General features: G+C 73.0%; 24 protein-coding genes. 11 read left to right on the forward strand and 13 right to left on the reverse strand.

The features are described 5' to 3' along the window. Positions 1–89: 89 nt before the first annotated feature. Positions 90–359 (forward strand): 30S ribosomal protein S20, encoded by a 270-nt coding sequence (gene rpsT / locus AB0C21_RS00950; protein ID WP_149257619.1) that lies wholly within the window; start codon positions 90–92, stop codon positions 357–359. Positions 360–405: 46 nt separating this feature from the next. Then, on the forward strand, positions 406–942 hold the full coding sequence (locus tag AB0C21_RS00955; RefSeq protein ID WP_500202048.1) for an RNA 2'-phosphotransferase: 537 nt from the start codon (positions 406–408) through the stop codon (positions 940–942). Here AB0C21_RS00955 and AB0C21_RS00960 read toward each other — a convergent pair. After that, entirely contained in the window at positions 884–1,411 is a 528-nt protein-coding gene (locus AB0C21_RS00960) for a hypothetical protein (protein WP_500202049.1), read from the reverse strand. The two genes, AB0C21_RS00955 and AB0C21_RS00960, sit on opposite strands and share 59 nt — an antisense overlap. A gap of 69 nt (positions 1,412–1,480) precedes the next feature. On the opposite strand from AB0C21_RS00960, the gene AB0C21_RS00965 reads away from it, so the two are divergent. Then, positions 1,481–2,401 (forward strand): LysR family transcriptional regulator, encoded by a 921-nt coding sequence (locus AB0C21_RS00965; protein ID WP_500202050.1) that lies wholly within the window; start codon positions 1,481–1,483, stop codon positions 2,399–2,401. Beyond that, positions 2,341–2,760 (forward strand): SRPBCC family protein, encoded by a 420-nt coding sequence (locus tag AB0C21_RS00970; RefSeq protein WP_500202051.1) that lies wholly within the window; start codon positions 2,341–2,343, stop codon positions 2,758–2,760. Before AB0C21_RS00965 ends, AB0C21_RS00970 begins: the two co-directional genes overlap by 61 nt. Before the next feature lie 11 nt (positions 2,761–2,771). Here AB0C21_RS00970 and AB0C21_RS00975 read toward each other — a convergent pair whose 3' ends face one another. Then, the gene (locus tag AB0C21_RS00975) at positions 2,772–3,317 is read right to left on the reverse strand and encodes a TetR/AcrR family transcriptional regulator (RefSeq protein ID WP_500202052.1); all 546 of its coding nucleotides are present in this window, start codon (positions 3,315–3,317) and stop codon (positions 2,772–2,774) included. An 85-nt stretch (positions 3,318–3,402) separates the two neighbouring features. Here AB0C21_RS00975 and AB0C21_RS00980 point away from each other — a divergent pair, with 85 nt between their 5' ends. After that, positions 3,403–3,807, forward strand: coding sequence for a nuclear transport factor 2 family protein (locus AB0C21_RS00980; protein ID WP_500202053.1), 405 nt, complete (start codon positions 3,403–3,405; stop codon positions 3,805–3,807). Between the two features lie 35 nt (positions 3,808–3,842). Here AB0C21_RS00980 and holA read toward each other — a convergent pair whose 3' ends face one another. The 4 genes from holA to AB0C21_RS01000 form a co-directional block, all read right to left on the reverse strand. Beyond that, positions 3,843–4,796: a DNA polymerase III subunit delta gene (gene holA / locus AB0C21_RS00985; protein ID WP_500202054.1), complete on the reverse strand. Its 954-nt coding sequence runs from the start codon at positions 4,794–4,796 to the stop codon at positions 3,843–3,845. Positions 4,797–4,870: 74 nt separating this feature from the next. Continuing rightward, positions 4,871–7,174, reverse strand: coding sequence for a ComEC/Rec2 family competence protein (locus tag AB0C21_RS00990; RefSeq protein WP_500202055.1), 2,304 nt, complete (start codon positions 7,172–7,174; stop codon positions 4,871–4,873). Beyond that, a complete protein-coding gene (locus AB0C21_RS00995) occupies positions 7,171–7,905 on the reverse strand; it encodes a ComEA family DNA-binding protein (RefSeq protein WP_500202056.1) in 735 nt (244 codons plus the stop codon). The genes AB0C21_RS00990 and AB0C21_RS00995 overlap by 4 nt, the downstream gene beginning before the upstream one ends. 67 nt (positions 7,906–7,972) lie before the next feature. Next, a complete protein-coding gene (locus AB0C21_RS01000) occupies positions 7,973–9,283 on the reverse strand; it encodes an MFS transporter (RefSeq protein WP_500202057.1) in 1,311 nt (436 codons plus the stop codon). Positions 9,284–9,349: 66 nt separating this feature from the next. Between AB0C21_RS01000 and AB0C21_RS01005 the strand changes: the two genes are divergently transcribed. After that, the gene (locus AB0C21_RS01005) at positions 9,350–10,207 is read left to right on the forward strand and encodes a helix-turn-helix domain-containing protein (RefSeq protein ID WP_500202058.1); all 858 of its coding nucleotides are present in this window, start codon (positions 9,350–9,352) and stop codon (positions 10,205–10,207) included. Here the strand turns inward: AB0C21_RS01005 and AB0C21_RS01010 are convergent. The 3 genes from AB0C21_RS01010 to hflX all read right to left on the reverse strand — a co-directional run bounded on the left by AB0C21_RS01010 (position 10,126) and on the right by hflX (position 14,125). Then, entirely contained in the window at positions 10,126–10,989 is an 864-nt protein-coding gene (locus tag AB0C21_RS01010) for a DegV family protein (protein ID WP_500202059.1), read from the reverse strand. The two genes, AB0C21_RS01005 and AB0C21_RS01010, sit on opposite strands and share 82 nt — an antisense overlap. Before the next feature lie 34 nt (positions 10,990–11,023). Further along, entirely contained in the window at positions 11,024–12,238 is a 1,215-nt protein-coding gene (gene hutI, locus AB0C21_RS01015; protein WP_141577361.1) for an imidazolonepropionase, read from the reverse strand. A 450-nt stretch (positions 12,239–12,688) separates the two neighbouring features. Then, the gene (gene hflX / locus AB0C21_RS01020; RefSeq protein ID WP_500202060.1) at positions 12,689–14,125 is read right to left on the reverse strand and encodes a GTPase HflX; all 1,437 of its coding nucleotides are present in this window, start codon (positions 14,123–14,125) and stop codon (positions 12,689–12,691) included. A 219-nt stretch (positions 14,126–14,344) separates the two neighbouring features. On the opposite strand from hflX, the gene aceB reads away from it, so the two are divergent. The 5 genes from aceB (at position 14,345) to AB0C21_RS01045 (ending at position 20,813) form a co-directional block, all read left to right on the forward strand. Beyond that, positions 14,345–15,952: a malate synthase A gene (gene aceB, locus AB0C21_RS01025; protein ID WP_500202061.1), complete on the forward strand. Its 1,608-nt coding sequence runs from the start codon at positions 14,345–14,347 to the stop codon at positions 15,950–15,952. A gap of 113 nt (positions 15,953–16,065) precedes the next feature. Next, complete coding sequence (locus AB0C21_RS01030) at positions 16,066–17,514, forward strand: FAD-linked oxidase C-terminal domain-containing protein (RefSeq protein WP_500202062.1); 1,449 nt, start codon at positions 16,066–16,068, stop codon at positions 17,512–17,514. Next, entirely contained in the window at positions 17,514–18,710 is a 1,197-nt protein-coding gene (locus AB0C21_RS01035; protein ID WP_500202063.1) for an FAD-binding oxidoreductase, read from the forward strand. Before AB0C21_RS01030 ends, AB0C21_RS01035 begins: the two co-directional genes overlap by 1 nt. After that, positions 18,710–19,996 (forward strand): (Fe-S)-binding protein, encoded by a 1,287-nt coding sequence (locus AB0C21_RS01040; protein WP_500202064.1) that lies wholly within the window; start codon positions 18,710–18,712, stop codon positions 19,994–19,996. Before AB0C21_RS01035 ends, AB0C21_RS01040 begins: the two co-directional genes overlap by 1 nt. Before the next feature lie 103 nt (positions 19,997–20,099). After that, entirely contained in the window at positions 20,100–20,813 is a 714-nt protein-coding gene (locus AB0C21_RS01045; protein WP_500202065.1) for a hypothetical protein, read from the forward strand. Positions 20,814–20,833: 20 nt separating this feature from the next. Here AB0C21_RS01045 and AB0C21_RS01050 read toward each other — a convergent pair whose 3' ends face one another. Genes AB0C21_RS01050 through AB0C21_RS01065 form a run of 4 tightly spaced genes read right to left on the reverse strand, consistent with a single transcriptional unit; the run spans position 20,834 to position 26,101 of the window. Continuing rightward, positions 20,834–22,507, reverse strand: a complete 1,674-nt coding sequence (locus tag AB0C21_RS01050; protein WP_500202066.1) for an ABC transporter family substrate-binding protein — start codon at positions 22,505–22,507, stop codon at positions 20,834–20,836. After that, complete coding sequence (locus AB0C21_RS01055) at positions 22,504–24,306, reverse strand: dipeptide ABC transporter ATP-binding protein (protein WP_500202067.1); 1,803 nt, start codon at positions 24,304–24,306, stop codon at positions 22,504–22,506. Before AB0C21_RS01055 ends, AB0C21_RS01050 begins: the two co-directional genes overlap by 4 nt. Beyond that, positions 24,303–25,112: an ABC transporter permease gene (locus AB0C21_RS01060; protein ID WP_500202068.1), complete on the reverse strand. Its 810-nt coding sequence runs from the start codon at positions 25,110–25,112 to the stop codon at positions 24,303–24,305. The genes AB0C21_RS01055 and AB0C21_RS01060 overlap by 4 nt, the downstream gene beginning before the upstream one ends. After that, positions 25,109–26,101, reverse strand: coding sequence for an ABC transporter permease (locus AB0C21_RS01065; RefSeq protein WP_500202069.1), 993 nt, complete (start codon positions 26,099–26,101; stop codon positions 25,109–25,111). The genes AB0C21_RS01060 and AB0C21_RS01065 overlap by 4 nt, the downstream gene beginning before the upstream one ends. Positions 26,102–26,143 lie beyond the last annotated feature (42 nt).

Raw genomic sequence — 26,143 nt, forward strand, 5'->3', positions numbered from 1 at the left:
GGGCACCGTCCCGCCCCCGTTCAGACATTTCGTCAGCGCCTGCCGATACGCGCAGGCCCAGGATCGCGACCAAGCTGAGGCTCTACGACGTGGCTAACATCAAGTCCCAGATCAAGCGCAACAAGCAGAACGAGAAGGCCCGCCTGCGCAACAAGGCCGTCAAGTCCGAGCTGAAGACGGTGATCCGCAAGTTCCGCGAGGCCGCCGAGGCCGGCAACGTGGACGACGCCGTCGCCGCGCAGCGGGTCGCCGCGCGCAAGCTGGACAAGGCCGTCAGCAAGGGCGTCATCCACAAGAACCAGGCCGCCAACCGCAAGTCGGCGATCGCCAAGCAGGCCGCCGCCCTGCAGGCCAAGTAGGACCGCACGCCCGGGGCCGGCCGCGCGCCGGCCCCGACGCATGTCCATGGACGAGCGCCGCGCGGTCAAGATCTCCAAGTATCTCGCCAAGCATCTGCGGCACCGCCCCGAACGGATCGGCATCACGCTCGATCCCGAGGGATGGGCGGACGTCACCGAACTGCTCTCGGCCGCCGCGGCCCACGGCTTCGCGCTCACCCGCGCGGAGCTCGAACACGTGGTGGCGGTCAACGACAAGAAGCGGTACGAGCTCGCGGGGAACCGGATCCGGGCCGTCCAGGGCCACTCGGTCCCCGTGGCGCTGAACCTGCCGGCGACGCCCCCGCCTGACCTGCTCTACCACGGCACCGTGCGCCGCTCCGTCGACCCCATCCTGCGGGAGGGCCTGCTTCCCATGGGGCGGCACGCCGTCCACCTGTCCCCCGACCGCGAGACGGCCCGGCGCGTCGGCGCCAGGCGCGGCGCCCCCGTCGTGCTGACCGTCCAGGCCGGGCGGATGGCGGCCGACGGCCACGAGTTCCGTGTCAGCGCCAACGGCGTGTGGCTGGTCGACGCGGTCCCGCCGCGATATCTGAGCGAATAGCCTCCGCGGCCGCCCAGTCGGGGACGTGCCGCACCCATTCGGGCCCTCCCTTCGGCCCGAACAGGTACCGGTACGGGACGATCTCGCGGATGGCGCGGTGCACGTCAAGGCGGTCGTCGATCATGTGGGTGATCCCGAGTTCCGCGCAGTGCAGCGCCTTCTCCTGCCGCTTCCGGCAGAACCGCACGTTGCCCCGCGGCAGGCCCGTCCGCTCGTAGAAATCGTGGTGGTCGAGCCAGGCCAGCGTCCTTTCGCGCACCCGGTCGCCGCATTTGGAGATGATCCACGCCCGTCCTCCGAACGCCTCGATCAGGCCGGGCAGCACCTCGTAGACGCCGTCCGTCGCCGGGGAGGCGAGTGCCTGCTCGAAGGTCCCGTCGAGGAACACCGTGTCGTTCTCACCTGGGGCACTGAGCCCGCCGTGGATGACCCGGCCGAAATCGACGCCGAGTCGCGGTTCGTTGTCCATGGCCCCACCTTCGGGCCGAACACCCTAAAGCAGAACTATTAATCATCGCGGTGGCTATAGTCGGCACCTATGGAGCTGAGCCGCCTGTCCACGGAGGCGCTCGCCTCGTTCGCCGTCTTCGCGGACCACCTCAACTTCACCCGCGCCGCCGAGGCACTCCACATCTCCCAGCCGGCCCTCCACGTCAAGGTGCAGAAACTCGCCGACACCCTGGGCCGCCCCCTGTACACCCGGCACGGGCGCCGCCTCGCCCTCACCCCCGCCGGCGAGCAGGTCGCCCGCTTCGCCCGCGACCTCGACGCCCGGATGGCGGCGTTCCTCGCGGACGTCCAGGGCACGTCCCCGTCCCGCGTCCCGACCCTGGCCGCCGGCGAGGGCGCCTACCTCTACCTCCTCGGCGGCGTCGTCCGCCCCGGCCTCCGCCTGATCAACGGCGACCGCGCCCGCACCCTCGCCGCCGTCCGCACCGGCCGCGCCGACGTCGGCGTCGCCGTCCTGGACGTCCTGCCCGCCGACGTCGCGGCCGTCCCGCTGGCGTCCTACCCCCAGACGCTCGTCATGCCGGACGGCCACCCCCTCACCGCGAAGCCGCACCTCACGCTCGCCGACCTCGCCGGCGCCTCCCTCGTCGTCCCGCCCGCCGAGGGCCCGCACCGCGCCACCCTCGAACGCGCCCTGCGCGCCGCCGAGGTGCCCTGGTCCCTGGCGGTCGAGGCCGCGGGCTGGCCCCTGATGCTGCACTTCGCGTCCCTCGGCGTCGGGCTCGCCGTCGTCAACGGCTGCGTCCCCCCTCCCCCGGGCATGACGGCCCGCGAGATCATCGACCTGCCCGCCGTCCCCTACTACGCTCTCCACCTGCCGGACAGGGCCGACGACCCCCTCGTCGCGGACCTCCTGGCCGCCGTCCGCACATCGCTGAGGAGCACGCCGTGCACTTCGAGACCTCCGTCGACATCGACGCCGCGCCCGAGACCGTCTGGAACCTCCTGAAGGACGTCGAGCGCTGGCCCGACATGACCGCCTCGATGGACCGCGTCGACGTCCTGGACGAGCCGTTCACCCTGGGCAGCCGGGCCCGCGTCCGCCAGCCGAAGCTCCCCGCCGCCGTCTGGACGGTCACGGCCTACGACGAGAACCGGACCTTCACCTGGGAGTCCCGCTCCCCCGGCGTCACCACGACCGGGGCCCACGAGATCGTCCCCACTCCCGACGGCAAGTCCACCGTCCGCCTCACCCTCGACCAGAAGGGCCCGCTGGCCCCCGTCTTCGCCCTCCTGGCCGGCCGCCTCACCCGCCGCTACGTCGTGATGGAGGCCGAGGGCCTGAAGACCAAGGCCGAACAGGGCTAGACCGCGCGCGGTCAGGCGGTCGGACGCAGGCCGGCGAGCATGATGTCGAGCGTGCGCCGGCGCAGGTCGGCGTCCCAGCCGCCCAGCAGGGCGCCCTGACATGCGCTGACCAGCAGGGCCATCACCTCGTCCAGACGGATTTCGGCGGCGACCGCCCCCGCCTTCTGGCCGCGGGCGAGCAGTTCTCCCACCGCGCCGCTGAGCGATCCCAGCGGCGCGGTGATCGGAACCTCCATCCCCTCGCCCGCGAGCAGCCCGACCACCGTCCGGTTCGCGGCCGTCCGCTCCACGAGCCGCGCGAAGAACTCGAAGAGCGCGCTTGCCGGATCCCCGTGCGCCATGAGCTCGGCGGCGTCGTCGGTGACCTGCTGCAACAGCCGTTTCATCAACGCGCGCAGCAGGTCGGCCTTCGTCGGGAAGTGCCGGAACACGGTGCCGATCGCCACCCCCGCGCGCCGCGCCACCTCCTCCGTCGACGCCTCCGGCCCCGCGTCGGCGAACACCTCCTCCGCCGCCTCCAGGATCCGCTCCCGGTTGCGCTGCGCGTCCGCGCGCATCGGCCCGACCTCCCCTGGACAACATGAGTCTGGACTCATTATCGTCGCAATCATGAGTCACCACTCATCTTAGGAGGCGGACTCCATGCAGACCACGCCGCGCGAGATGTTCCAGCACATGCGGCAGCGCTGGCTCGGCCACCCGACGACGTTCATCGGTGATCTCCTAGCCGACGACGTCGTCATCGAGACCCCCTTCGCGCCACTCGGCCGACCGACGAGGTTCGAGGGCAGGCAGAGCTTCCTGGAGTTCGCCGAGCCCCAGCGGGCGGCCCTCCCCGTCCGGTTCGACGACTGCCGCACCCTCGCCGTCCACGACACCGCCGACCCGAACACGATCGTGGTGGAGTACGAACTGACCGGCACGAACACCACCACGTCCAAGCGGTCCACCGCGACCTTCATCGGCGTCCTGACGATCCGCGACGCCCAGATAACCCTGTGGCGCGAATACCAGAACACCCTGGCCATAATCCAGGCGCTCACCTAGGACAAGCTGCGGGTGTCGCGGCGGGCGGGCGTGGGTCAGCCTCGGGCGGCGACGATTCGGGCGACGGTCCGTTCCAGGGCGTAGGCGGGGTCGGCGGCACCGCCCTTGACCGCCTCGTCGGCTTCGGCGACGGCGGTCAGCGCACGCGCGACCCCGTCTCCGGACCAGCCGCGCAGTTGCTTCTGCACCCGGTCGATCTTCCAGGGCGGCATGCCGAGGTCCTTGGCCAGCGCCGCGCCGCGCGCTCCCCGCGGCGCCCCGCCGACCTTCGCCAGTCCGCGCACGCCCTGGGCGAGCGCGCTGACGATCAGAACGGGCGCGACGCCCGTCGCCAGCGCCCAGCGGAGCTGTTCGAGGGCCTCGGCGAGCTGGCCCTCGATGGCCTTGTCCGCCACGGTGAACCCGCTGACCTCGGCGCGTCCCCGGTAGTAGCGGGCGATGGCCGCATCGTCGATCTTCCCACCGGTGTCGGCGACGAGCTGGCTGCACGCGGCGGCCAGCTCGCGCAGGTCGTTGCCGACGGCCTCGATCAGCCCCCGGGCGCCGTCCGCCGAGATCTTCCCGCCCGCCCTGCGGATCTCGTTCCGGACGAAGTCGACCCGCTCGCCGGCCTTCGTGACCTTCGGACATGAGATCTTGCGCGCCTTGAGCCTGGTCAGCCCGTCCACGAGCGCCTTGCCCTTGGCGCCGCCGGGGTGGACGGCGATGAGCACGGTGTCCTCCGCCGGGGCCTTGGCGTACCTCAGCACCTCGGCCGTCAGGTCCTTGCCCAGGTCCTGCGCCGACCGCAGCACGAGCACCTTCCCGCCGCCGAACAGCGACGGCGACGTCAGCTCCGAGATGCGGCCGGGCTCCAGCGCCCCGGGCGCCAGATCGATGACCTCGATCTCCGGGTCCCCCGCCCGCACGGACGCGACGACGTCCGCGACCGCCCGGTCCACGAGCAGCTCTTCATCACCGACGACCAGAATGATGGACTCAACCGACACACCAGCAGCATGCCACGCTCCCCCACCCCGCGCGCCCGCCCCACGACACGGACCTGGTGTGGGGTGAGGGTTGGTCAGTGGCGAGGGACGGTGGTGAGGCCGGAGCGGGTGCGGGCTATCGCTATGTCGCCTTCCTTGTCGGTGCGGTGTATCTGGGTGCGGAGGCGGTGGAGGAGCGCCAAGGTGGCGGAGGACGGGTGGCCGTAGTCGTTGCGGGCGCCGACCGAGATCAGGGCGATGGACGCGTGGGCGGCGGCGAGGAAGCCGGGGTCCTGGCTGCGTGAGCCGTGGTGGGGGACCTTGAGGACCTGGACGTGGGGGACGCTCGCCTCCAGGGCGCGTTGTGCCTCCAGTTCCACGTCGCCTGCCAGAAGGGCGCTGAAGCCCGGCCGGCGGGCGACGAGGACCACGCTCGCGTTGTTGATCGCGGTGCCGTCGTCCTCGGGCGAGAGGGCGGGGCTCGTGGTCAGCGGGGCGAGGACGGAGAGGGTGAGGTCCCCCACTCGCCACTGCTGCCCGGGCTCGGCGGGGGCGGTGCGGAGGCCGGAGGTGCGGCGCGCCTCGCGGCCCGAGGTGCGCGGAGTGATCAGGACCTGGTGGACGGTGCGGCCGTGGCGGACGCCGGAGATGCCGTTGATGTGGTCGGCGTGCGGGTGGGTCAGGACGAGGAGCGGGACGTCGGTGACGCCGAGGCGGTGGAGGCAGCGGTCCACCGGCGCGGGCTCCGGGCCCGTGTCCACGACGACCGCCTGGCCTGGGCCCGCGGCGAGTGCCAGGGCGTCTCCCTGGCCGACGTCGCAGGCTGCCAACTGCCATCCGGGTGGCGGCCACGGAGGGGCGATGACGCGCAGGGCGACGACCGCGATGAGGACGCCGGTCATGGCGGCGGCCGCGAGCAGGCGGAGGCGGTGGCTGCGCAGGATCAGGGCCGCCGCCACCGCGCCCAGGAGGAGTGTGGAGACGCCTAGCGCGCCCCCTGCCCAGGGGATCGTCGCGTAGGGCACCGACGCGGCCGCCCGGGCCACCCAGATGATCCAGCCGACGGCCAGGCCGGCGGGCCGAACTATCAGGCGGGCGAGCGGCAGGGAGACGGGCGCGGTGACGGCGGCGAGCGCGCCCAGGAGGGTGGCCGGGGCTACGGCCGGGGCCGCGAGCAGGTTAGCGAACACCGAGACGACGCCGATCTCACCGGACAGCAGCACCAGGACGGGCGCGACGGCCACCTCGGCGGCGGCCGCGACGGCGAGGGCGTCCGCGAGCGGACCCGGCATCCGGCGGGCGAGCCGCTCGCGCCAGGGCGGGGCCAGGACGAGCAGGCCGGCCGTCGCGAGGACCGACAGGGCGAACCCGTAGGAGCGCGCCAGTTCCGGATCGACGAGGACCAGGAGGAGCACCGCCGCCGCCAGTGCGGGGAGCCCTTGGCGGCCGCGTCCGGTGAAGAGCGCCAGGAGGCCGATCAGGCCCATGACGGTCGCGCGGAGGACGCTCGGTTCCGGACGGGCCACGACGACGAACGCGCACACCGCGAGGACGGCGACGGGTGGGGCGCGGCGCCGTCCGAGGCCCGCGAGCCGGCACAGCCCGAGGACCGCCCCGACGACGATCGCCAGGTTCGCGCCGGAGACCACCAGGAGGTGGGTGAGCCCGGCGATGCGGAACTCCTCCGCGAGGGCCGGGTCGAGCCGCGAGGTGTCGCCGACGACCATGCCCGGCAGGACTCCGCGCCGGTCGGGCGGGAGCCGCGCCACCGCCGCTCGCAGCCGTGCCCGCACGTGTTCCGCGGCGCGCTGGACCGCGGACGGTGCTCCGAGCAGGGTGGGCGGCCCGCGGACGATCACGACCGCGGCCAGCAGACCGGGCCGTCTCGGCGGCACGAAGCGCCCGCGGAGCCGCACGCGCTGGCTCGGGATCGGCCGGAGCCAGCGCGGGTCCGCGGCGATCAGCAGGACCGGAACGCGGACCCGGGTCCGCCCGACGGCCTCCGCACGGGCCCGAATGATGATCATCTGCCGTCCGTTGCCAGGCCGCGCCTGCGGATCGCCGGTCACCACGGCCTCGGCCGTGCCGAACCGCCCGGCCCGTGCCATCTCCCGCACGGGCCCCGTGCCGACCGCCGTAGTCCGCAGCCCGACCCCGCAGGCGGACGCCGCGGCACACGCCAGCGCCGCCCCCGCAAGAAGCCGCCGCCTCCCACCCGACTGGTGTGCTTGGTGAGCGCTGGTCGAGCGCGGTGGTTTGTGGGTTGCCAGGAGGTAGGCGGACGTGATGGCGGCGGTGGCTGCCAATGCGTAGGTCAGGGGCTGGGGGAGGCCTATGGTCGCGGCGGCGGCTAGCCAGGTGGCCAGGGCCGGGGCCAGGAGGCGGAGGTCGTGGGTCATACGCGGACCATCGGCTTCAGGTCGGCGAAGCGCCGGGCGCCGATGCCGCTGACCTCCTGGAGCTGCTCGACGGAGCGGAAGCGGCCGTGCTGGGTGCGGTAGGCGACGATGCGCTGGGCGAGGACGGGCCCGACGCCGGGGAGGTCGTCGAGCTGGTCGGGGGTCGCCGCGTTGAGGTCGACCGGAGTGCCGGGTGCTCCCGGCGCGGGCGAGGCCGCGCCGGCCGGGGGCGGTGGGGGCGGTGACGGCGCGCGGACGCCGACCGGGATCTGCTCGCCGTCCACCAGCGGGCGGGCCAGGTTGAGGGTGCCGGTCTTCGCGCCCCGGCGCACCCCGCCCGCGGCCTTGATCGCCTCGGCGACCCGCGAGCCCGACGGCAGGGTGACCACGCCCGGGTGCTCGACCTTGCCGAGGACGTGGACGACCACCGAGGAGGACGCCGCCGGGGACGCCGCAGCCCCCGCCCCCGCCGAGAGCGCGGGGCGCGGTTCGCTGACGGCCGCGTTGGCCGCCGGGGCCGCCGGGGCCGCCGGCTGGGGACGCGGCCGGGCGAGCCACAGGTAGCCGGCCGCCACCAGCGCGGCGAGCACCCCGGCGAGGACGAGCATGCGGACGTGGGAGCGTTCGGGCGTCGCGCGTAACCGGGCCGCGGGCGGAGCGTCGGCCGGAGCGGCGGACGGCTTCCACCGGCCTGTGATCGCGTGCAGGCGGTCTTCCGTGTCGGGTCTCATGGCGCCCGACGTTAAGGAGGCCGGACGAGGGCGGGCGTGCGGTTCGTAAATTGTGGATAACCCCGAGTCAGCGCCTCCGGGAGGCCGCGGCCGCGAGCACCAGGAGCGCGACCAGAAGGGCCGTGACGCGGGTCAGCGTTCCGGGCGAGGAGAGGTAGACCCCGCCGAAGACGGCGATCGCGAGGACGTTCGACAGCAGCGCGCCCGTGTTCGTCAGAGCGGAGACGGACGAGGCCTGGGCGGGCCCCACCGCACTGGTGATCCGGTCGACCAGGGGGCTGAAGCCCGCCGCGTGCCCCAGCCCGGCGGTGTACAGGAGCGGTATCGACAGCAGCGCCGGCCAGCCGTCCCCGGTCAGCAGGGCCAGCGCCGACGCGGCGGCGGCGAAGGCGAGCAGGCCGAAAGCCGGAAGATCCGCCCTCATCCGCGGGGGCAGACGTGTCCATCCCAGACCCGCCGTCGCGAAACCCGCCGTGTACGGGATGAAGGTGAGCCCGGCGTGGAGCGGCGAGAAGCCGAGAACGTTCTGCAAGTAGAGCGCGAGCGTGAACAGGAAGCCGGTGTAGGCGCCCATCACCGCGCAGGACGCGAACAGGCCGGGTGCGACGAAGGGTCTGCGCAGCACCGAGAGGTCCAGCAGCGGTGACGCCGTCCTCAGCTCGTAGACGCAGAAGACGGCGAGCAGCGCGCACCCCACCGCCATGGACGGCCACGTCCACAGCGGCCAGTGCTGCTCCCTGCCCAGTACCAGGGGCACGACGAAGGCGATCATCCCGAGGGAGAGGAGCACCACGCCGGGCAGGTCCAGGCGGACGGGTTTCCTGTGCTCCGGCGGCATCAGGCGCGGCCCGATCACGAGAAGCGCGGCTCCGACGGGGACGTTGACGAGGAAGATGGGCCGCCAGCTGCCGCCGAGGGTCACGATGAGGCCCCCGGCCACCTGGCCCAGGGCGACGCCCAGCGCCAGGACCATGGAGTAGAGGCCGAGCGCGCGCGCCCTGGCAGGTCCCTCGAAGGCCAGCTGGATCAGCGACAGGATCTGCGGCAGCAGCAGCGCGGCCGACGCTCCCTGGAAGATCCTCGCCGCGACCAGGACGGTACCGGTCGGCGCCAGTCCGCAGGCCAGCGACGACGCGGTGAAACCGAACAGCCCCAGGAAGAACATCGTGCGGTGGCCGTAGCCGTCGCCCAGCCGCGCGCCGGTGACGACGAGGACGGCCAAGGCGAAGATGTAGCCGCCCGTGATGAGTTGCAGCAGGGAGCCGGACGAGTGCAGCCCTTCCGCGATGTCGGGCATCGCCACCGCCACGATGGACCCGTCCATCGACACCATCGTCTGCCCGGTGAGCAGCACCGCGAGCAGCCATCGTTTGACCATTCCGCGAGTGTGCCGACCGCCCCGCACCAGCGCTTGAACATGTTTGCCCTGCGTACGATGGCGGGCATGCGCGAGTCGACCATCGTGGCGGAAACGGACGACTTCGCCGTCCACGCCGTGCGCTGCACCGGGCACCGGCCCGGCTGGTCGGAGCCCGAGCCGTTCGACGGCGACCAGATCGTCCTGGTGCGGGCGGGACGGTTCCGCATGCGTTCGCGCCATGGGCGCGACGTCCTCGACCCCACCACGGGCTACACCCAGACCACCGGCGAGGAGGGCCAGTTCGCGCATCCCGCGGGCGGCGACGTGTGCACGGCCATCATGCTCTCCCCCGCCCTCTGGCGACGCCCGTCCGGGACGGTCAGGGTCAGCGCGCGCGCGGACCTCGCCCATCGCCTCCTACTGCGAGCCGGCCCCGACGTGGGATACGAGACCGCCGAGCGGCTCATGGACCTCCTCGCCCACCTGGCCGTGGACGAGCAGGGCGGCAGGCGCCGCGCCCTGGTCGACGAGGCGCGCGAGGCCATGGCGAGCGGCCATCCGCAGGCGGCCGGCCTGGTCCCGCTGGCGCGCCTCCTGGAGGTCTCCCCCTCCCACCTGAGCCGGACGTTCCGCAGCGAGACGGGCGTGTCCGTCACCCGCTACCGGAACCGGATCCGGGTCGGGCGCGCCCTCGACCGCCTGGAGCAGGGCGAGCGGGATCTGGCGGGCCTGGCCGCCGACCTCGGTTTCGCCGACCACGCGCATCTCACTCGCACGATCAGGGCGGAGACCGGTCATCCGCCGACCGTCCTGCGCCGCCTCCTGCGCCCCTCAGGGCCCCGGGCGGCGGCAGGTGCGGGTCAGAGCTGGGGCGCCACGACGACGCCCAGCATGCCGGGGCCGACGTGGGCGCCGATGACGGGGCCGACCTCGCCGACGTAGACGTCCTGGACGTGCGGGACGCGTTCGCGGAGCCGGGCGGCCAGGGTCTCGGCGCGTGCGGCGGCGGCGAGGTGCTGGACGCCCAGGTCGACGCGCCGGTCGCCGGCCTCGGTCACGGCCAGTTCCTCCAGCCGGGCCAGCGCCCGCAACGACGTGCGGACCTTCTCCAGCGGCGCGATGCTGCCGTCGGTGATCTCGAGGAGCGGTTTCACCATCAGCGCGGAGCCCCACAGGGTGGCTGCGGCGCCGATCCGGCCGCCCCGCCGCAGATGCTCCAGGGTGTCGACGTAGATGAGGGAGCGGGTGAGCCCGGCCCGCCGGACGGCGGCGGACACGGCCTGCTCCGCGGACCCGCCCCGCATCGCGGCGGCCGCGGCGGAGAGGGCGGCGAATCCGAGGCCCATGCCGATGGTGCCGCTGTCGACGACCCGCACGGGCACGGGCGCGTCCTCCGCGGCGAGGCGCGCTGCCTCGACCGTCCCGGACATGGCCGAGGCCAGGTGCACGGAGACCACCGCACGCGCGCCCGAGGCGGCGGCGGCCTTGTAGGCGTCCGCGAACCGCCGCGGCGCGGGACGGGACGTGGTGACGGGACGCCATTCCTTCAGCGCCCGGGCGGCCTCGGCGGTGCTCATGTCGCCCTCGTCCCGCGTGGTGCCGCCGACGGCGATCTGCAGGGGGACGACGGTCAGCCCGTGCCGTTCGGCGAGCCCGGGGGGAAGGTAGGCGGTGGAATCGGTGACGACCGCGACCGCACCGCCACTGCCGCCCGCACTGCCCATGCCGGCGACCCTACCCGCCGCCGCGGGTTCCGCGTCAGGGCTGGACGGGCACGCCGCCGCGCCAGATGCGCAGGGCGCGGAGCCCGAACGCCCAGGCGAACGCGCCCTCGTGGTCGGCGTCCCAGAGGACGATGTCGGCGAGCATGCCCGGGGCGAGGGAGCCGCGGTCGCCGACGCGCAGCGCGGCGGCCCCGCCGAGGGTGGCGGCGCGCAGCGCCTCGGTCACGCTGAGCCCGAACATCGCGACCGACAGCCCGATGACGAGGGGCATGGACGTGATGCCGCACTGGCCGGGGTTGTGGTCGGTGCCGAGGGCGACGGTGACGCCGCGGTCGAGCATCTGCCGGACGGGCGCGGGGGCGCGGCTGCTGTTGAGGGAGCTGCCGGGGCAGACGGTGGCGGTGACGCCGGCGTGGGCGAGGGCCTTGATGTCGTCGTCGTTGGCCTGGGTGAGCAGGTCGGCGGACGCGCAGCCGACCTCGGCGGCGACCTGGGCGGCGCCGATGCGCTCGTTGGCGCAGGCGTGCATGCGGGCCTTGAGGCCGGCGCGCTTGCCGGTGAGCAGGAGGGCGCGGGCCTCCTCGGCGGTGAAGTGGCCCTCGTCGCAGTAGACGTCGATCGAGTCGGCCCCGGCGACGGCGGCGTCGCCGGCCCAGAGCCGGACGGCCTCGATGTAGTCACGGCGGCGTCCGAAGAACTCGGGCGGCAGGATGTGCGCGGCGAGGAACGTGGCGTGGATGCGGGGCATGGAGGGCTCGCCCTCCAGCGACCGCAGCATCCGGATGTCGGCGAGCTCGCCGTCGCGGGTGAGGTGGTAGCCGGTCTTGGCCTCGACGGTGGTGGTCCCGGCGAGGATCCACTGGCGGAGCCGTTCGCGGACGCCGTTGCACAGCGTCCAGGGGTCGGTCCCCCGGGTGACGGTCACGGTGGAGTTGACGCCGCCGCCCGCCGCGGTGATGGCGGAGTGGGACGAGCCGCTGGTGCGCATGGCGAGCTCGGCCCAGCGGTTGCCCGCGTAGACGGGGTGGGAGTGCGCGTCGATGAGGCCGGGCGTGACGAGGCCGCCGCCGAGGTTCTCGACGTGGTCGACGTCGACGATGTCGTCGATGATGCCGGGGACGCTCTGCGGGAGGTCGGAGGCGGGCCCGGCCCAGACGACGCGGTCGTCGTGGATGAGCACCGCGGCGTTGCTGCAGACGTCGGTGCCCGTCCAGAGCCTGCCGATGTTCGTCAACAGCCGTACCGTCATAGGGTCACCGACCTGGATGGGGCCGTGCGCACGCGGGCGCGCTGCAGGATGCGGGGCGGAGGTGCGGGCCGCGGGCCCTCGTGTCGGCGTTCGGACCTGCCATGGTTGGGCCACCTGCTCTCGATCCGAAACGCCGGCTGGGTGCCGGCGGCTCCACCTGTGGAGGGTCGGGTGACCGGGGGGCCACCACTGGCAACGAGACCGGAGATATCGGTTTCGTCACGGTAGTGCACCGAAGGCCCGTCCGACAACCTCTGATCGCAGCGCATCGACACCCATCACCCCGCCCCTTGGCTCTTCGACGGTACGGATTTCAACCGCATCGTCAAGCGGAATGGACAAGCTGTCACCGTTCGGGGACCAGGACGCCCCTTTGGACGATCACGAACCGGCCGAACGACCGGTCCAAAACCCGCCGGACCCTCGGAAGGGCCCGGCGGGGACAGGACTTCAGGCCGTCGGGGAGACGGTCTCGTACCGTGCGAGTTCGCCCGCGAGGTCGGCGGGCATCCGGGCGTGCATGACGGTGCCCTCGGCGACGTGCTCCTGCTTGAGCACCTCTCCGCGCTCGTGGACGCGCGCGACGAGGTCTCCGCGCTCGTAGGGCACGAGGACGTGCAGTTCGCTCTCCAGGCCCGGCAGGTCGGCCTCGATCGCGGCGCGCAGCTCCTCGATGCCGAACCCGGTGCGGGCGGACACCACGACGCTGTGCGGCTCGCGGCGCTGCAGGCGCGCGATCGCCAGCTCGTCGGCCGCGTCCGCCTTGTTGATCACGATGATCTCCGGGATGCGGTCGGCGCCGATCTCGCGCAGCACCTCGCGGACGGCGTCGATCTGCGCCTCGGGGTCGGCGTCGGAGCCGTCCACGACGTGCAGCACGAGCCCCGCGTCGGTGACCTCCTCCAGCGTCGAGCGGAACGCCTCGACGAGCTGGTGCGGCAGGTGCCGGACGAACCCGACCGTGTCGGCCAGCGTGTAGGCGCGGCCGCCCGGCGTCTCGGCGCGCCGGACGGTGGGGTCGAGGGTGGCGAACAGCGCGTTCTCCACCAGCACCCCGGCGCCGGTGAGCCGGTTGAGCAGGGACGACTTGCCCGCGTTGGTGTAGCCGGCGATGGCGACGGCGGGCACCCGGTGGCGGCGCCGCTCGCCGCGCTTGGTGTCGCGCGACTTGGACATCTCGGCGATCTGCCGGCGCAGCTTGGCCATCCGGGTGCGGATCCGCCGCCGGTCCAGCTCGATCTTGGTTTCGCCGGGCCCGCGGCCGCCGATGCCGACGCCGCCCGCGGCGCGCCCGCCGACCTGCCGGGACAGGTTGCCGCCCCAGCCGCGCAGCCGCGGCAGCAGGTAGTCGAGCTGCGCGAGCTCGACCTGCGCCTTGCCCTCGCGGCTCTTGGCGTGCTGGGCGAAGATGTCCAGGATCAGCGCGGTCCGGTCGATCACCTTGACCTGGACGGTCTCCTCCAGGTGGCGCAGCTGGCTCGGGGCCAGCTCGCCGTCGCAGATGACGGTGTCCGCGCCGGTGGAGATCACGATGTCGCGCAGCTCCGCGGCCTTGCCGGAGCCGATGTAGGTCGCCGGGTCGGGGCGGGTCCGGCGCTGGACGAGCCCTTCGAGCACCTCCGAGCCCGCGGTCTCGGCGAGCAGCGCCAGCTCGCGCAGGGAGTTCTCGGCCTCCTGGGCCGTCCCCTCCGTCCAGACGCCCACCAGGACGACCCGCTCCAGCCGGAGGGCGCGGTACTCGACCTCGGTGACGTCGGTGAGTTCGGTGGACAGGCCCGCGACGCGGCGCAGTGCCCGCCTGTCTTCGAGATCGAGTTCGCCCGTCAGGGGCTCGTACTCGAGCTCCTCCTGGATCCGGGCCTGGTCTGCAGAGAAAGGTTCAGTCATATGTCCTCGTAGAACGCCGCTTCGCGGCCGAATCTTCCCCGCGATCGTCTCACGCACCCTCCCCAGCGGTCACGTGCTTATCACCCGGTTTCCCCTTGGGTTGACGCAAGCGCGCGCGGGGAGGTCTGCAGGGAACCCTGCTTTGACCGGTCTCCGTACCGGCGAGTACCGTTCTCCACGTAACAGAAGTCGAATTTCGCTATACGAAAGGGCAGGCAGATGGCTGGACTGGAAGGCATCGAGGTCACCGGACCCCTCGGCGAGCGGTACGAGGAGATCCTGACCCCCGACGCGCTCGGCCTGCTCGCCGCCCTGCAGCGCGAGTTGGGCGCCCGCCGCAAGGAACTGCTGGGGGCGCGCGCCGAGCGGCAGCGCAAGCTGTCCGCGGGCGGCACCCTCGACTTCCTGCCCGAGACCGCCGGCGTCCGCGGCGACGACTCGTGGCGCGTCGCCGAGCCCGCGCCCGGCCTCGAGGACCGCCGCGTCGAGATCACCGGCCCCACGGACCGGAAGATGACGATCAACGCGCTGAACTCGGGCGCCAAGGTGTGGCTGGCCGACTTCGAGGACGCCAACACCCCGCTGTGGAACAACATGATCGAGGGGCAGCTCAACCTGCGGGACGCCCTCGACCGCACCATCGACTTCACCGACGCCAAGAGCGGCAAGTCCTACGCGCTGAAGGACGACGGGGAGCTCGCGACGATCGTCGTCCGGCCGCGCGGCTGGCACATGGAGGAGAAGCACCTCCTCGTCGACGGCGAGCCCATGTCCGGGTCGCTGTTCGACTTCGGCCTCTACTTCTTCCACTGCGCCCGCAGGCAGCTGTCCAAGGGCAAGGGCCCCTACTTCTACCTGCCGAAGATGGAGAGCCACCTCGAGGCGCGGCTCTGGAACGACGCGTTCAACCTCGCCCAGGACGCCCTGGAGGTCCCGCGCGGCACCATCCGCGCGACCGTGCTGATCGAGACGATCCCGGCCGCGTTCGAGATGGAGGAGATCCTCTACGAGCTGCGCGACCACTCCGCCGGCCTGAACGCGGGCCGCTGGGACTACCTCTTCTCGGTGATCAAGAAGTTCCGGGACCGGGGCGCCGACTTCGTGCTGCCCGAGCGCAACGCGATCACGATGACCGCGCCGTTCATGCGGGCCTACACCGAGCTGCTCGTCCGGACGTGCCACAAGCGCGGCGCGCACGCGATCGGCGGCATGGCGGCGTTCATCCCGTCCCGCCGCGACGAGGAGGTCAACCGGGTCGCGCTGGAGAAGGTCCGCGCCGACAAGACCCGCGAGTCCGGGGACGGCTTCGACGGCTCCTGGGTCGCCCACCCCGACCTCGTCCCGGTCTGCCGCGAGGTGTTCGACGGCGTGCTCGGCGACAAGCCGAACCAGCGCGACCGGCTCCGCGAGGACGTGCACGTCTCCGCCGCCGACCTGCTCAACGTCAAGGCCACCCCCGGCGAGATCACCGAGGCGGGCCTGCGCAACAACATCGACGTGGCGCTGCGCTACCTCGCCACCTGGCTGGACGGCGCCGGCGCGGTCGCGATCCACAACCTGATGGAGGACGCCGCCACCGCGGAGATCTCCCGCTCCCAGGTGTGGCAGTGGATCTACAACGGCGTCGCCACCGCCGAGGGCCAGAAGATCACCAAGGAGTGGGTGGAGCAGCTCCTGGACGAGGAGCTCGCCAAGATCCGCGAGGACCTGGGCCAGGCCTACAACGAGCCCCGCTACAACCAGGCCGTGGAGCTCTTCAAGGAGGTCACGCTCGCCGACGAGTACTCCGAGTTCCTCACCACGCCGGCCTACCAGCAGTTCCCGTAAGGGGCCGGGCTCCCGCCGGCGGTCCGCAAGGGACCGCGGGCCGTCCGGGAAACGGTTTCCGGACGGCCCGATGGCCCTTGCGACGGGTTCGCGTGCGAGGGATGGTGGAGGAGATGGAGACCATGCTCACGGCGCTCGCGCCCCGGCTGGAGGCGCTGCTCGGGGCCGACCGGGTGATCACCGATCCGGTGCGGCTGCGCACCTACGAGTGCGACGGCCTGACCAACCACCGGTCCACGCCCGGCGTCGTCGTGCTGCCCGACACGGCCGAGCAGATCGCCGCGATCGTCCGGGAGTGCGCGGCCGCCGGGATCCCCTACGTGGCGCGCGGTTCCGGGACCGGCCTGTCGGGCGGCGCGCTCCCCCGCGCGGACGGCGTGCTGATCGTCACGTCCCGGATGAACCGGATCCTGGAGATCGACGTCCCGGGGCAGCGGGCCGTGGTGGAGCCCGGCGTGATCAACCTGGACGTGACGCGGGCCGTCCGCCCGTACGGGTACTACTTCGCGCCCGACCCCTCCAGCCAGCAGATCTGCTCGGTCGGCGGGAACGTCGCGGAGAACTCCGGCGGCGCGCACTGCCTGAAGTACGGGTTCACCGCGCACCACGTGCTGGCCTGCGAGGTCGTCACCCCGGACGGCGAGCTCGTGGAGCTCACCGCGGACGGGCCCGGCTACGACCTGCTCGGCGTGTTCGTCGGCGCGGAGGGCACGCTCGGCATCACCACCAAGATCACGGTGCGGCTGACGCGGGTCCCCGAGACCGTGCAGACGCTGCTGGCCGCGTTCGGGTCGATCGAGGCGGGCGGCGCCGCGGTGTCGGCGATCATCGGCGCGGGGGTCCTCCCGGCGGCGATCGAGATGATGGACGCCCTCGCGATCGAGGCGGCCGAGGCGGCGGTGCGCTGCGAGTACCCGCCGGGCGCCGGCGCGGTGCTGATCGTGGAACTGGACGGCCCGGAGGCCGAGGTCGCCGCGCAGTTCGCCGAGGTGGAGCGGCTGTGCCGGGACGCGGGCGCCTTCGAGATCCGCATCGCCGCCGACGACGTGCAGCGGGCGCTGATCTGGAAGGGGCGCAAGTCGGCGTTCGCGGCCGTGGGCCGGATCAGCCCGGCCTACCTCGTCCAGGACGGCGTCATCCCCCGGACGGTCCTCCCCGACGTCCTGGCCCGGATCGACGCCCTGTCGGCCGAGTCGGGCGTGCGGGTCGCGAACGTGTTCCACGCCGGGGACGGCAACCTGCATCCGCTGGTGCTGTTCGACGACGCCGAACCGGGCGCGGAGGCGCGCGCCGAGGAGGTGTCGGGCGCGATCCTCGACCTGTGCATCGAGCACGGCGGCTCCATCACGGGCGAGCACGGCGTCGGCGTGGACAAGGCCCGCTACATGCCGCGCATGTTCACCGACGCCGACCTGGACACGATGCAGATGGTCCGCTGCGGCTTCGACCCCGCGGGGCTGTGCAACCCGGGAAAGGTCTTCCCCACGCCGCGGCTGTGCGGCGAGGTGCCCGGCAAGCGCAAGGGCCCGCACCCGTACGAGGGAAAGGCGGACATCTTCTGATGCGGCCCCTGGACGCCCTGGCGAAGGTCTGCGGCGACGTCCGGCCCGGCGAGCCCGCGGAAGGCGTGCTCGGCGTGGAGCCCGCGATCGTCGCGGCGCCGAAGAACCTGGCCGAGGCCGCCGACGTCATGCGCGTGGCCGCCGAGAAGGGGCTTGCCGTCGTCCCGCGCGGGGCCGAGACCCGGCTGGACTGGGGGCTGCCCCCGGAGCGCTGCGACCTGATCGTCGACACCCACCGGCTCGGCCGGCTCGTCGAGCACACGGCCGGGGACCTCGTCGCCAAGGCGGAGGCCGGCCTCGCGATGGAGGAGTTCGCCGAGCGGCTGGCGGAGCGGGGGCAGCGGCTCGCGCTCGACGTGCCGCTGCCGGGCTCGACCGTCGGCGGGACGGTCGCCACGGGCGCGGCCGGCCCCCTGCGCACCCTGTACGGGACGCCCAGGAACCTGGTCATCGGGCTCACGGTCGTCCGGGCGGACGGGCAGGTCGCGCGGTCGGGCGGCAAGGTCGTCAAGAACGTCGCCGGGTACGACCTGGGGCGCCTCTTCTGCGGCTCCTACGGGACGCTGGGCCTGATCGTGGAGGCCACGTTCCGCCTGCATCCGGTCCCCGCCGCGACCGCGTACCTGACCTGCGCCGTGGACGGGCCCGAGGACGCGCACGACGCGGTCCAGACCGTCCTCCACTCCCCTGTCGCGCCGAGTGCGGTCGAGTACATCAGCCCAGGGACGGTGGCGGTGTTCCTGGAGGGCGTTCCCGACGGTGTCGCCGCGCGCGCCCGGCAGACCGCGGAGCTCCTCGGCGAGAAGGCCGAGATCTCCGACACCGCACCCGATGGCTGGGGCGTCTACCCGGACGGCACCACCCTCATCGACATCGGCGCCCCGCCGCCCTCGCTCCGCGACGTCCTCACCGTGCTCGGGCCGGGGGCCGCCGCCACCTGGAGCGGCAGCGGGCAAGGCCACGTGGGCCTTCCCGCGGAGTCCGGCCCGAACGAGGTGGCCGACGTCCTCGGCCGCCTACGCGACGTGCTGAGGAAGCACCGCGGGCACGCCGTCGTCCGCTATGCGCCGCAGGAGGTGCGCGGCGAGATCGACCTGTGGGGGCCGGTTCCGGCGCTGGCGCTGATGCGGCGGGTGAAGGACCAGTTCGACCCGGATCACCGGCTGTCCCCCGGCCGCTTCGTGGGAGGGATCTGATGAGCGCACAGGACGACCTCCCGGACCTGCTCAGCGACTGCGTGCACTGCGGGTTCTGCCTTCCGACGTGCCCGACGTACGTGCTCTGGGGCGAGGAGATGGACTCTCCCCGGGGCCGCATCCATCTGATGCAGCAGCACGCGGACGGCGAACCGCTCAGCGGACCGATGGTCGAGCACTTCGACCGGTGCCTGGGGTGCATGGCCTGCGTGACGTCCTGCCCGTCCGGGGTGCAGTACGACCGTCTCATCGAGACGACCAGGGCCGACGTCGAGCGGGAGCACCCCCGCCCGGTCAAGGAGCGCGTCATACGGGAGATGGTCTTCCAACTCTTCCCGTACAAGCGGAGGCTCCGCGCCCTGCGCGGGCCCCTCCGCGCGTACCAGCGGTCGGGTCTGGAACGGCTCGTGCGGCGCACCGGCATCCTGGAGCGCATCTCGCCGTCCCTCGCCGCGATGGAACGGCTGGCCCCGCCCCTCGGCAGGGCGCCGAGGCTTCCCGAGCGCGTCGCCGCGCGCGGCGAGCGCCGCGCCACGGTCGGGATGCTGACCGGATGCGTCCAGAGCGAGTTCTTCCCCGGCGTCAACGCTGCCACGGCCCGGGTCCTGGCGATGGAGGGCTGCGACGTCGTCATCCCCCGTTCTCAGGGGTGCTGCGGGGCGCTGTCCATGCACTCCGGGCGCGAGGACGAGGCCCGCGCGTTCGCCCGCCGGACGGTCGAGACGTTCGAGGCCGTCGACGTCATCGTGGTGAACTCCGCCGGGTGCGGGTCCGCGATGAAGGAGTACCGGGCGCTGCTCGCCGACGACCCGGAATGGTCCGGGCGGGCGGAGGCGCTCTCCGCCAAGACCCGTGACCTCGCCGAGTACCTGGTGGAACTCGGGCCCCGCGCGGAACGGCGGCCACTTCCGGTCACGATCGCCTACCACGACGCCTGCCACCTCGCCCACGCCCAGGGCATCCGCCTCCAGCCCCGCGAACTGCTGGCCGCGATACCCCAGCTCACCGTCCGGGAGATCGCCGAACCCGACATCTGCTGCGGTTCCGCCGGGACCTATAACCTGTTCCAGCCGGAGGCCGCCGGAGAACTCGGCGACCGGAAGGCGGTGAACGTGGACGCCACCGGAGCCGAACTGCTCGTCGCCGCCAACCCCGGCTGCTCGATGCAGATCGCCACGGCGCTGCGCCGGCGCGGCGCCGGCATCGCCGTCGCGCACACCGCGCAGGTGCTGGACGCCTCCCTGCGGGGACTCGGCCGCGACGCCCTTATCGCGCGCGGTTCGTAGCCCACAGGTCAGGACCGCCGCCGATCCGGCTGTCCGGTATCGTGGCCTGCCCGCCGTGGGAAGGACACGCCGACCGAGCTGGAGAGGGCCCGAGGGAGCGACCATGGCCAACAGCCGCCAGCCGTACCGCTCGCACCGCCGCAGGAAGAAGAGCCAGGCAGGAAGGCTCGGCCTCGCGGGGGCCGTCACCGGCGCCGTCGGGATCGCCGCGGTGGCCGGCGTGATCGTGTTCCTGCGGCCGGGCACGGGCGGCGGGGACCCCGCCCCGCCCGTCCTCGCGAGCCAGGGCGACGGCGGGGGCGGCTCGTCCGTGCCCGCCCCGAAGGCCGGCCCGCCGGTCGGCTTCACGACGCCGGAGGGCTACGGCTACAGCCTCGCCGCCGTCATGGCGGGGACGTCCCGGCAGCCGCTCGGCGCCACGCAGGCCCCGCCGGACGGGACGACCTACGCCTACGCCGACTACATCCTCACCAACAGCCAGCGGCGGCCCGTCCTGCTGGACTTCCCCGCCGACCTGTTCATGCCGAAGTCGCAGGTCCCGGCGTCGGCGCAGGAGCGGTGCATGCCGCAGGCCGGCATCCCGGACGACATGTGCACCCTCCCCAACCACAGCACGATCACCGCGCGGGTGGGCGGGTCCAAGGCACCCGTCGAGGACGGCGGCGACACGATGATGCCGGCGGGCGCCTCCTACGTGGTCCGCATCGCCTCCGACCTCCCGGTCAAGGAGGACCTCTCCGCCGACGACCTGCGCCTGTACGTGTGGAACGCCCGCTTCACCAGCGACCGCAAGGGCGTCCAGCTCGCCTTTCCCTGACCTGAACGGATCCGGAAGCCTCACCGCTTCCTGAAGCCGATGTCCTGGTAGGCGAGGTCAACGAAGCCGCCCGCCCCCACGTTGGCGAGGTCCGCGCGCACGGCGACGAGCTGGGGGCGCTGGTACAGCGGCAGGACCGACGCCTGACGCCAGATGAGCCGGTCGGCCCTGTTCACCAGGACGTGGACCCTGCCCGGGTCGACCTCCGCGATGGCCTGGTCCATCGCCGCGTCGATGGCGGCGCTGCCGATCCGGGAGTAGTTCTGCTGGACGTTGCGTCCGTGAGGCCGGGCGAACACCGCCTTCATCTCCGAAGCGGGGAACGAGGTGCCGAGCCAGGAGAACGGGACGATGTCCATGTTCCCCGGCGTGACGTACCGCTCGAAGACGTCGTCGGCGGGAACGACCTGGATGTCCACTCGGACGCCTATGCGTTCGAGCAGCGCGCGCGTCAGCTCCCCCTCCCGCCTGCTGATCGGGACCCCCGACGGCACCACGAACCGCAGCGCGAGCGTGCGTCCCGCCTTGGCGCGGTACTTGCCGTGGGGCTTCCAGCCCGCCTCGTCCAGGAGCCGCCCGGCCCGCGCGGGGTCGTAGCCGCCGAGCTCGCTGGAGTTGTCCTGGTAGCCGGCCTGGGTGCCGACGTAGAAATGGTTGCCGAGCGGCTGGACCGGCACGCCGAGACCGGACAGGTCGGACCGCGCGATGGCGCGCCGGTCGATGCCGAGCATCACCGCCCGCCGCACCCGGGCGTCCGACAGGATGGGCCCGGCCGCGTTGAAGGTGAAGTTCCGCCAGTCCGGCCCGCCCGCCCTCCGGACGACGGCGCCGGGGACGTGCCGGACGCGCTGCAGCGCATCAGCGTCGAGGCCGACGTCCATCAGGTCGATCTCGTTGTTGGCGAACGCGCCGGGCATCGCGCTGGTGTCCATGGCGCGGTACACGATCCGGTCGAGTTTCGCGGGCGCGCCCCACCACGCCGGGTCCCGCACCAGGGTGAGCGTCTTGGCCGTCCTGTCGATCCGCTGGAATCTGAACGGGCCCGCCGTGACGGGTATGCGGTCCGTCCATGCGGTGTTGAACGCGCGTGGGCTGGCGTAGGCGGAAGCCGGATACAGGGGGCTGAACAGGCCGCGCCAGTCCGCGTACGCATGGGCGAACGTCACCTTGACGACGTGCTCGTCGGCGCCGCGTTCGACGCGCTTGATCTGCTGGTAGCCGGTGACGGCGGAGATCTCGTAGCGGGGGTCGCGTCCAGACAGGGCATGAGCCTGCGCCCGGAAGTCGGCGTACCCGAAGGGCCTGCCGTCCGACCACCTGGCGCGCGGGTTGAGCCTGTAGGTGACGGTCTGGCCGTGCCGGGTCCGCCTCAACGTGGCCGATTCCAGATACTCCGGAACGGGACGCGGGACGGCCTTCTCATCGGCGCGCATCAGAAACGGCATGACGGCCTGGATGACGTGCTCGACCGCACCCTTGGCGCCGTTGACATGGCCCGAGTTCCACTGGGACGGGAATTCGGGCAGGGGCCAGCGCAGCGTCCCGCCGCCGGAGACACGGTCACGCGGGGTCGGGTTGATGTCCGCCGCCGGCAGGCGCCCAGCTGTGCTCGGCGTCGACGCTTCAGGGGCCGTGCATCCGGTGCCGTTCAGGAGCGCGATCCCCAGGAGGACCGCGGCGAGGAACTGTCTCATCGTCCGGCCTTCGCTGGGACGAGCGGATGATGGCAGGCGGCGGAGTGGTCTGCGCCTATGGCACGCGGCATCGGATCGTGGTCTTCGCATGGGTGTCTGTCGTCGGGGGTGAGCGTGGCGTAGTGCGGGCAGTGGGCCCGGAACCGGCAGCCCAAGGCAATGCCCATGGGTCTGGGATCGGGCGGGTCATCGTGCAGAAGGAAGCGGGTACGTCGGTCTCGTTCCGGGGCGGGTGAAGGGATCGCGTCCAGCAACGCCCGCGTGTACGGGTGGGCGGGAGCGCCGTACACATCGGGCACCGCCCCGATCTCCACGACGCGGCCCCTGTGCATGACCGCGACCCGGTCGGCGAAGCCCCGGACCAGGGCGAGGTCGTGGGTGACGAACAGGCACGCCAGGCCGAGGCGTTGCCTCAGCCCCTCCAGCAGCTCCATGACGCCCGCCTGCACGGCGGCGTCCAACGCCGACACGGGCTCGTCCAAGAGCAGAAGGCGGGGTTCCAGGGCGAGCGCTCTGGCCAGGGCCACGCGCTGCCTCTGTCCGCCTGACAGCGCATGGGGGAAGCGCCGCGCATGACCGGGTTCCAAACCCACCATCGCTAGAAGCTCCTCCACGCGCCCGCCGATCGGCATGCGGTGCGCTGTGAGCGGTTCGGTGAGTATGTCTGCCACCCGCATCCGAGGGTTCAGCGAGGCGTACGGGTCCTGGAACACCACCTGGACGTCCTTGCGCAGGGCCTTGCGGTGGGCGGTGCGCAAGGCGGCCGTGTCGTGGCCGAAGACGATGACGCGCCCCTCCTGCGGGCGGGACAGCCTCAGGACCTCCATCAGCGTCGTGGTCTTGCCGGACCCTGACTCCCCGACAAGCGCGAGCGTCTCCCCCTCGCGGACGTCGAAGCTCACGCCGTCCACGGCACGCACCTCGCCGACCCGCCACCGCGTCAGCGTCCCTCTGGTGAGGGGATAGTGACGGGCCAGGCCCTCCACCTGGAGCACGACCGGACGGCCGGTGCGGGGCCGAGAGACATCGCCTGGGCGCGGCGTCGAGCGCAGCAGGGCGCGCGTGTACGGCGATTGAGGCCGCCGGTAGACCTCCTCCACCGGTCCCGCCTCCACCACCTGTCCCTCGCGCATGACCATCACGCGGTCGGCGAACCCGGCGACGACGCCGGGATCATGGCTGATCAGCACGACGGCGGCGCCGCTCGCCTCCCGGGCCGCCCGCAGGACGTCCAGCACCCGCGCCTGGACGGTCGCGTCCAGGGCAGCGGTGGGCTCGTCCGCCACGATCGCCACCGGGTCGTGGGCGAGGGCCATGGCGATCATCACGCGCTGCCGCATTCCGCCGGAGAGCTCATGCGGGTAGGCGCGGGCCCGGCGGGCCGCATCGGGCATGCCGACCAGTTCGAGCAGGTCGACGGCGCGTGATCGCGCCGCCGCGCGGCCCGCCGCCGAATGGACTCGGACGGCTTCGGCGATCTGGTCGCCCACCTTCTGGACGGGCGAGAGGGCCGACAGCGGATCCTGGAAGACCATCGCCAGGTCCTTGCCGCGGACCCGGGAGAGTTCGGCGTCGGTCCGTCCCAGCAGTTCCTCACCGCGCAGCCGCACGCTCCCGGCCACGCGGGCCCCTTCTGGCAGCAGGCCCATCAGGGCGAGGGCCAGCGCGGTCTTGCCGGCTCCCGACTCGCCGACGATCCCGAGCGCCTCCCCCTCCTCGACGGCGAAGCCCACCCCGCGGACGGCTCGTGCGCCGGAGGCGTGGCGGACGGTCAGGTCCGCGACCCGCAGGACGGTCAACGCCCCGCCTCCGGGTGGAGAGCGTCCCGCAGGCCGTCCCCGACCAGGTTCACCGCCACGACGATCAGGACGAGCAGCCCGGCGGCGAACCCGAACGCCCAGGGAAGCGCGGTCGCCCCGCCCCGGCCGTCGGCGATCACCGTGCCGAGCGAGACGTCCGGCGGCCGCACCCCGAACCCGAGGTAGGACAGCCCGCTCTCGGCGACGATCGCGACGCTGACGTTCAGGCTCGCGTCCACGGCCAGCAGGGACGCCAGATGGGGCAGCACATGCCGCGCGATCACGCGCGGCGCGCCCAGGCCGAGGTACCGGGCGGCCAGCACGTGCTCGCGCTCCCGCAGCGAGAGCGTCGCGGCCCGCACCACGCGGGCGGTGAGCATCCACATGAACGCGGCCAGCAGCGGCACGAGCACCGGCCATCCCCCGGTGGCCCTGGACGCCAGGACGGTGACGACGAGCAGGGACGGGAGCACCAGGAGCAGGTCGGCGCCCCACATCAGCATCCGGTCGGCGGCGCCGCCCAGGAACCCGGCCGCCGTCCCCGCGACGGCGGCGAATCCGGTCGCCAGCACCGCGGCGCATGACCCGACCGACAGCGAGTTCCGGGCCCCGCGCAGGGTGAGCGAGAAGACGTCCCGCCCGCTCTGGGTCGTGCCGAGCCAGTGCTCTCCGGACGGCCCCTGCCGGAAGGCCGTGAAGTCCGTCTCGTCCCATCCCCACGGTGACGCGAGCGGCCCCGCGAACGCCAGCAGGACCAGGAGCACGAGCAGGACGCCCCCGGCCACCGCACGCCGTCCGCCGGTCATGGCAGTGCCCTCGTGCGGACGCGGGGGTCCAGCGCGGCGGTCAGGACGTCGGACGCGAGAGCCGCCAGCAGGACGGCGCAGGCGGCCAGGCAGTCGATGGCGGCCACCGCGTTGACGTCACCGCGGGAGATGGAGTCGACGAGCCACTCCCCCAGGCCGTGCCACCCGAAGGCGGTCTCGGTGAAGACCCCGCCGAGGAGCACCAGGCCCGCCGTGTAGGCGAAGTAGGTCGTCATCGGGACGAGCGCGGTCCGGAGCCCGTGCCGAAGCAGCGCGCTGCGCCGCCGGAGGCCCTTGGCCCGCGCGGTGCGCACGTGGTCGGCACGCAGCACGTCCAGCATCAGGCCCCGCTGGTAGCGGGCGTAGAGAGCCGAGTGGCACAGCGCGATCGCGGCCGTGGGCAGCAGCAGGTGGCGTGCTCGATCCGCAAGGCTCCACAGCGCGCCGTGAGACGCCCCCGGCGTGGATTCGCCCACCCAGGCGAACACCCGCAAGCCCATGGCGTCGTTGGCTTCTTCGGCGACGATCTGTAAGAGCACCGCCAGGACGAACACGGGAACCGCCAGCAGCAGGTAGGAGCCGCTCGAGATGAGCCTGTCGGCCGCCCGACCATGCCGGACGGCGGCATAGGCGCCGAGGGCGACCCCCATCGCGGCTCCCAGAACCGCCCCGGGGAGGACCAGGCGCAGGCTGACACCGAGCCGGCGCCGGAGTTCGGCGTTGACCGGTTCGCCCTCCCACGTCCGGCCGAAGTCGCCGCGCAGGACGCCCCCGGCCCAGGTGAGGTAGCGCTCGGCCAGGGGCGTCCGGTCATCGAGGTTGAGAGCGCCCAGCCTGGCGTCGACGACGGCCTCGGGCGGACGGAGCGCGCCGCCCTCGAGAGCGGCCCGCGGATCGAGCGCCGCGGCGGCGAGCAGGTAGCCGAGGCTGGCGGCGAGCACGGCCAGCACCGCATGGCTCGCCAGCCGCCGGACCACGAACACCGCCACCGTCTCGCCCTCCGCACCACTCAGGAGTCACAGAATGCTATT

This window comes from Spirillospora sp. NPDC049024 (assembly GCF_040649235.1).
Classification (GTDB): Bacteria; Actinomycetota; Actinomycetes; order Streptosporangiales; family Streptosporangiaceae; genus Spirillospora.

Excerpts from the sequence above, each read along its gene's own strand:
- AB0C21_RS00955 (WP_500202048.1), top strand. The coding sequence starts at position 406 with ATGGACGAGCGCCGCGCGGTCAAGATCTCCAAGTATCTCGCCAAGCAT.
- AB0C21_RS00960 (WP_500202049.1), bottom strand. The coding sequence starts at position 1,411 with ATGGACAACGAACCGCGACTCGGCGTCGATTTCGGCCGGGTCATCCAC.
- AB0C21_RS00965 (WP_500202050.1), top strand. The coding sequence starts at position 1,481 with ATGGAGCTGAGCCGCCTGTCCACGGAGGCGCTCGCCTCGTTCGCCGTC.
- AB0C21_RS00975 (WP_500202052.1), bottom strand. The coding sequence starts at position 3,317 with ATGCGCGCGGACGCGCAGCGCAACCGGGAGCGGATCCTGGAGGCGGCG.
- AB0C21_RS00980 (WP_500202053.1), top strand. The coding sequence starts at position 3,403 with ATGCAGACCACGCCGCGCGAGATGTTCCAGCACATGCGGCAGCGCTGG.
- AB0C21_RS00990 (WP_500202055.1), bottom strand. The coding sequence starts at position 7,174 with ATGACCCACGACCTCCGCCTCCTGGCCCCGGCCCTGGCCACCTGGCTA.
- AB0C21_RS00995 (WP_500202056.1), bottom strand. The coding sequence starts at position 7,905 with ATGAGACCCGACACGGAAGACCGCCTGCACGCGATCACAGGCCGGTGG.
- AB0C21_RS01000 (WP_500202057.1), bottom strand. The coding sequence starts at position 9,283 with ATGGTCAAACGATGGCTGCTCGCGGTGCTGCTCACCGGGCAGACGATG.
- AB0C21_RS01005 (WP_500202058.1), top strand. The coding sequence starts at position 9,350 with ATGCGCGAGTCGACCATCGTGGCGGAAACGGACGACTTCGCCGTCCAC.
- AB0C21_RS01010 (WP_500202059.1), bottom strand. The coding sequence starts at position 10,989 with ATGGGCAGTGCGGGCGGCAGTGGCGGTGCGGTCGCGGTCGTCACCGAT.
- hutI (WP_141577361.1), bottom strand. The coding sequence starts at position 12,238 with ATGACGGTACGGCTGTTGACGAACATCGGCAGGCTCTGGACGGGCACC.
- hflX (WP_500202060.1), bottom strand. The coding sequence starts at position 14,125 with ATGACTGAACCTTTCTCTGCAGACCAGGCCCGGATCCAGGAGGAGCTC.
- aceB (WP_500202061.1), top strand. The coding sequence starts at position 14,345 with ATGGCTGGACTGGAAGGCATCGAGGTCACCGGACCCCTCGGCGAGCGG.
- AB0C21_RS01030 (WP_500202062.1), top strand. The coding sequence starts at position 16,066 with ATGGAGACCATGCTCACGGCGCTCGCGCCCCGGCTGGAGGCGCTGCTC.
- AB0C21_RS01035 (WP_500202063.1), top strand. The coding sequence starts at position 17,514 with ATGCGGCCCCTGGACGCCCTGGCGAAGGTCTGCGGCGACGTCCGGCCC.
- AB0C21_RS01040 (WP_500202064.1), top strand. The coding sequence starts at position 18,710 with ATGAGCGCACAGGACGACCTCCCGGACCTGCTCAGCGACTGCGTGCAC.
- AB0C21_RS01045 (WP_500202065.1), top strand. The coding sequence starts at position 20,100 with ATGGCCAACAGCCGCCAGCCGTACCGCTCGCACCGCCGCAGGAAGAAG.
- AB0C21_RS01050 (WP_500202066.1), bottom strand. The coding sequence starts at position 22,507 with ATGAGACAGTTCCTCGCCGCGGTCCTCCTGGGGATCGCGCTCCTGAAC.
- AB0C21_RS01060 (WP_500202068.1), bottom strand. The coding sequence starts at position 25,112 with ATGACCGGCGGACGGCGTGCGGTGGCCGGGGGCGTCCTGCTCGTGCTC.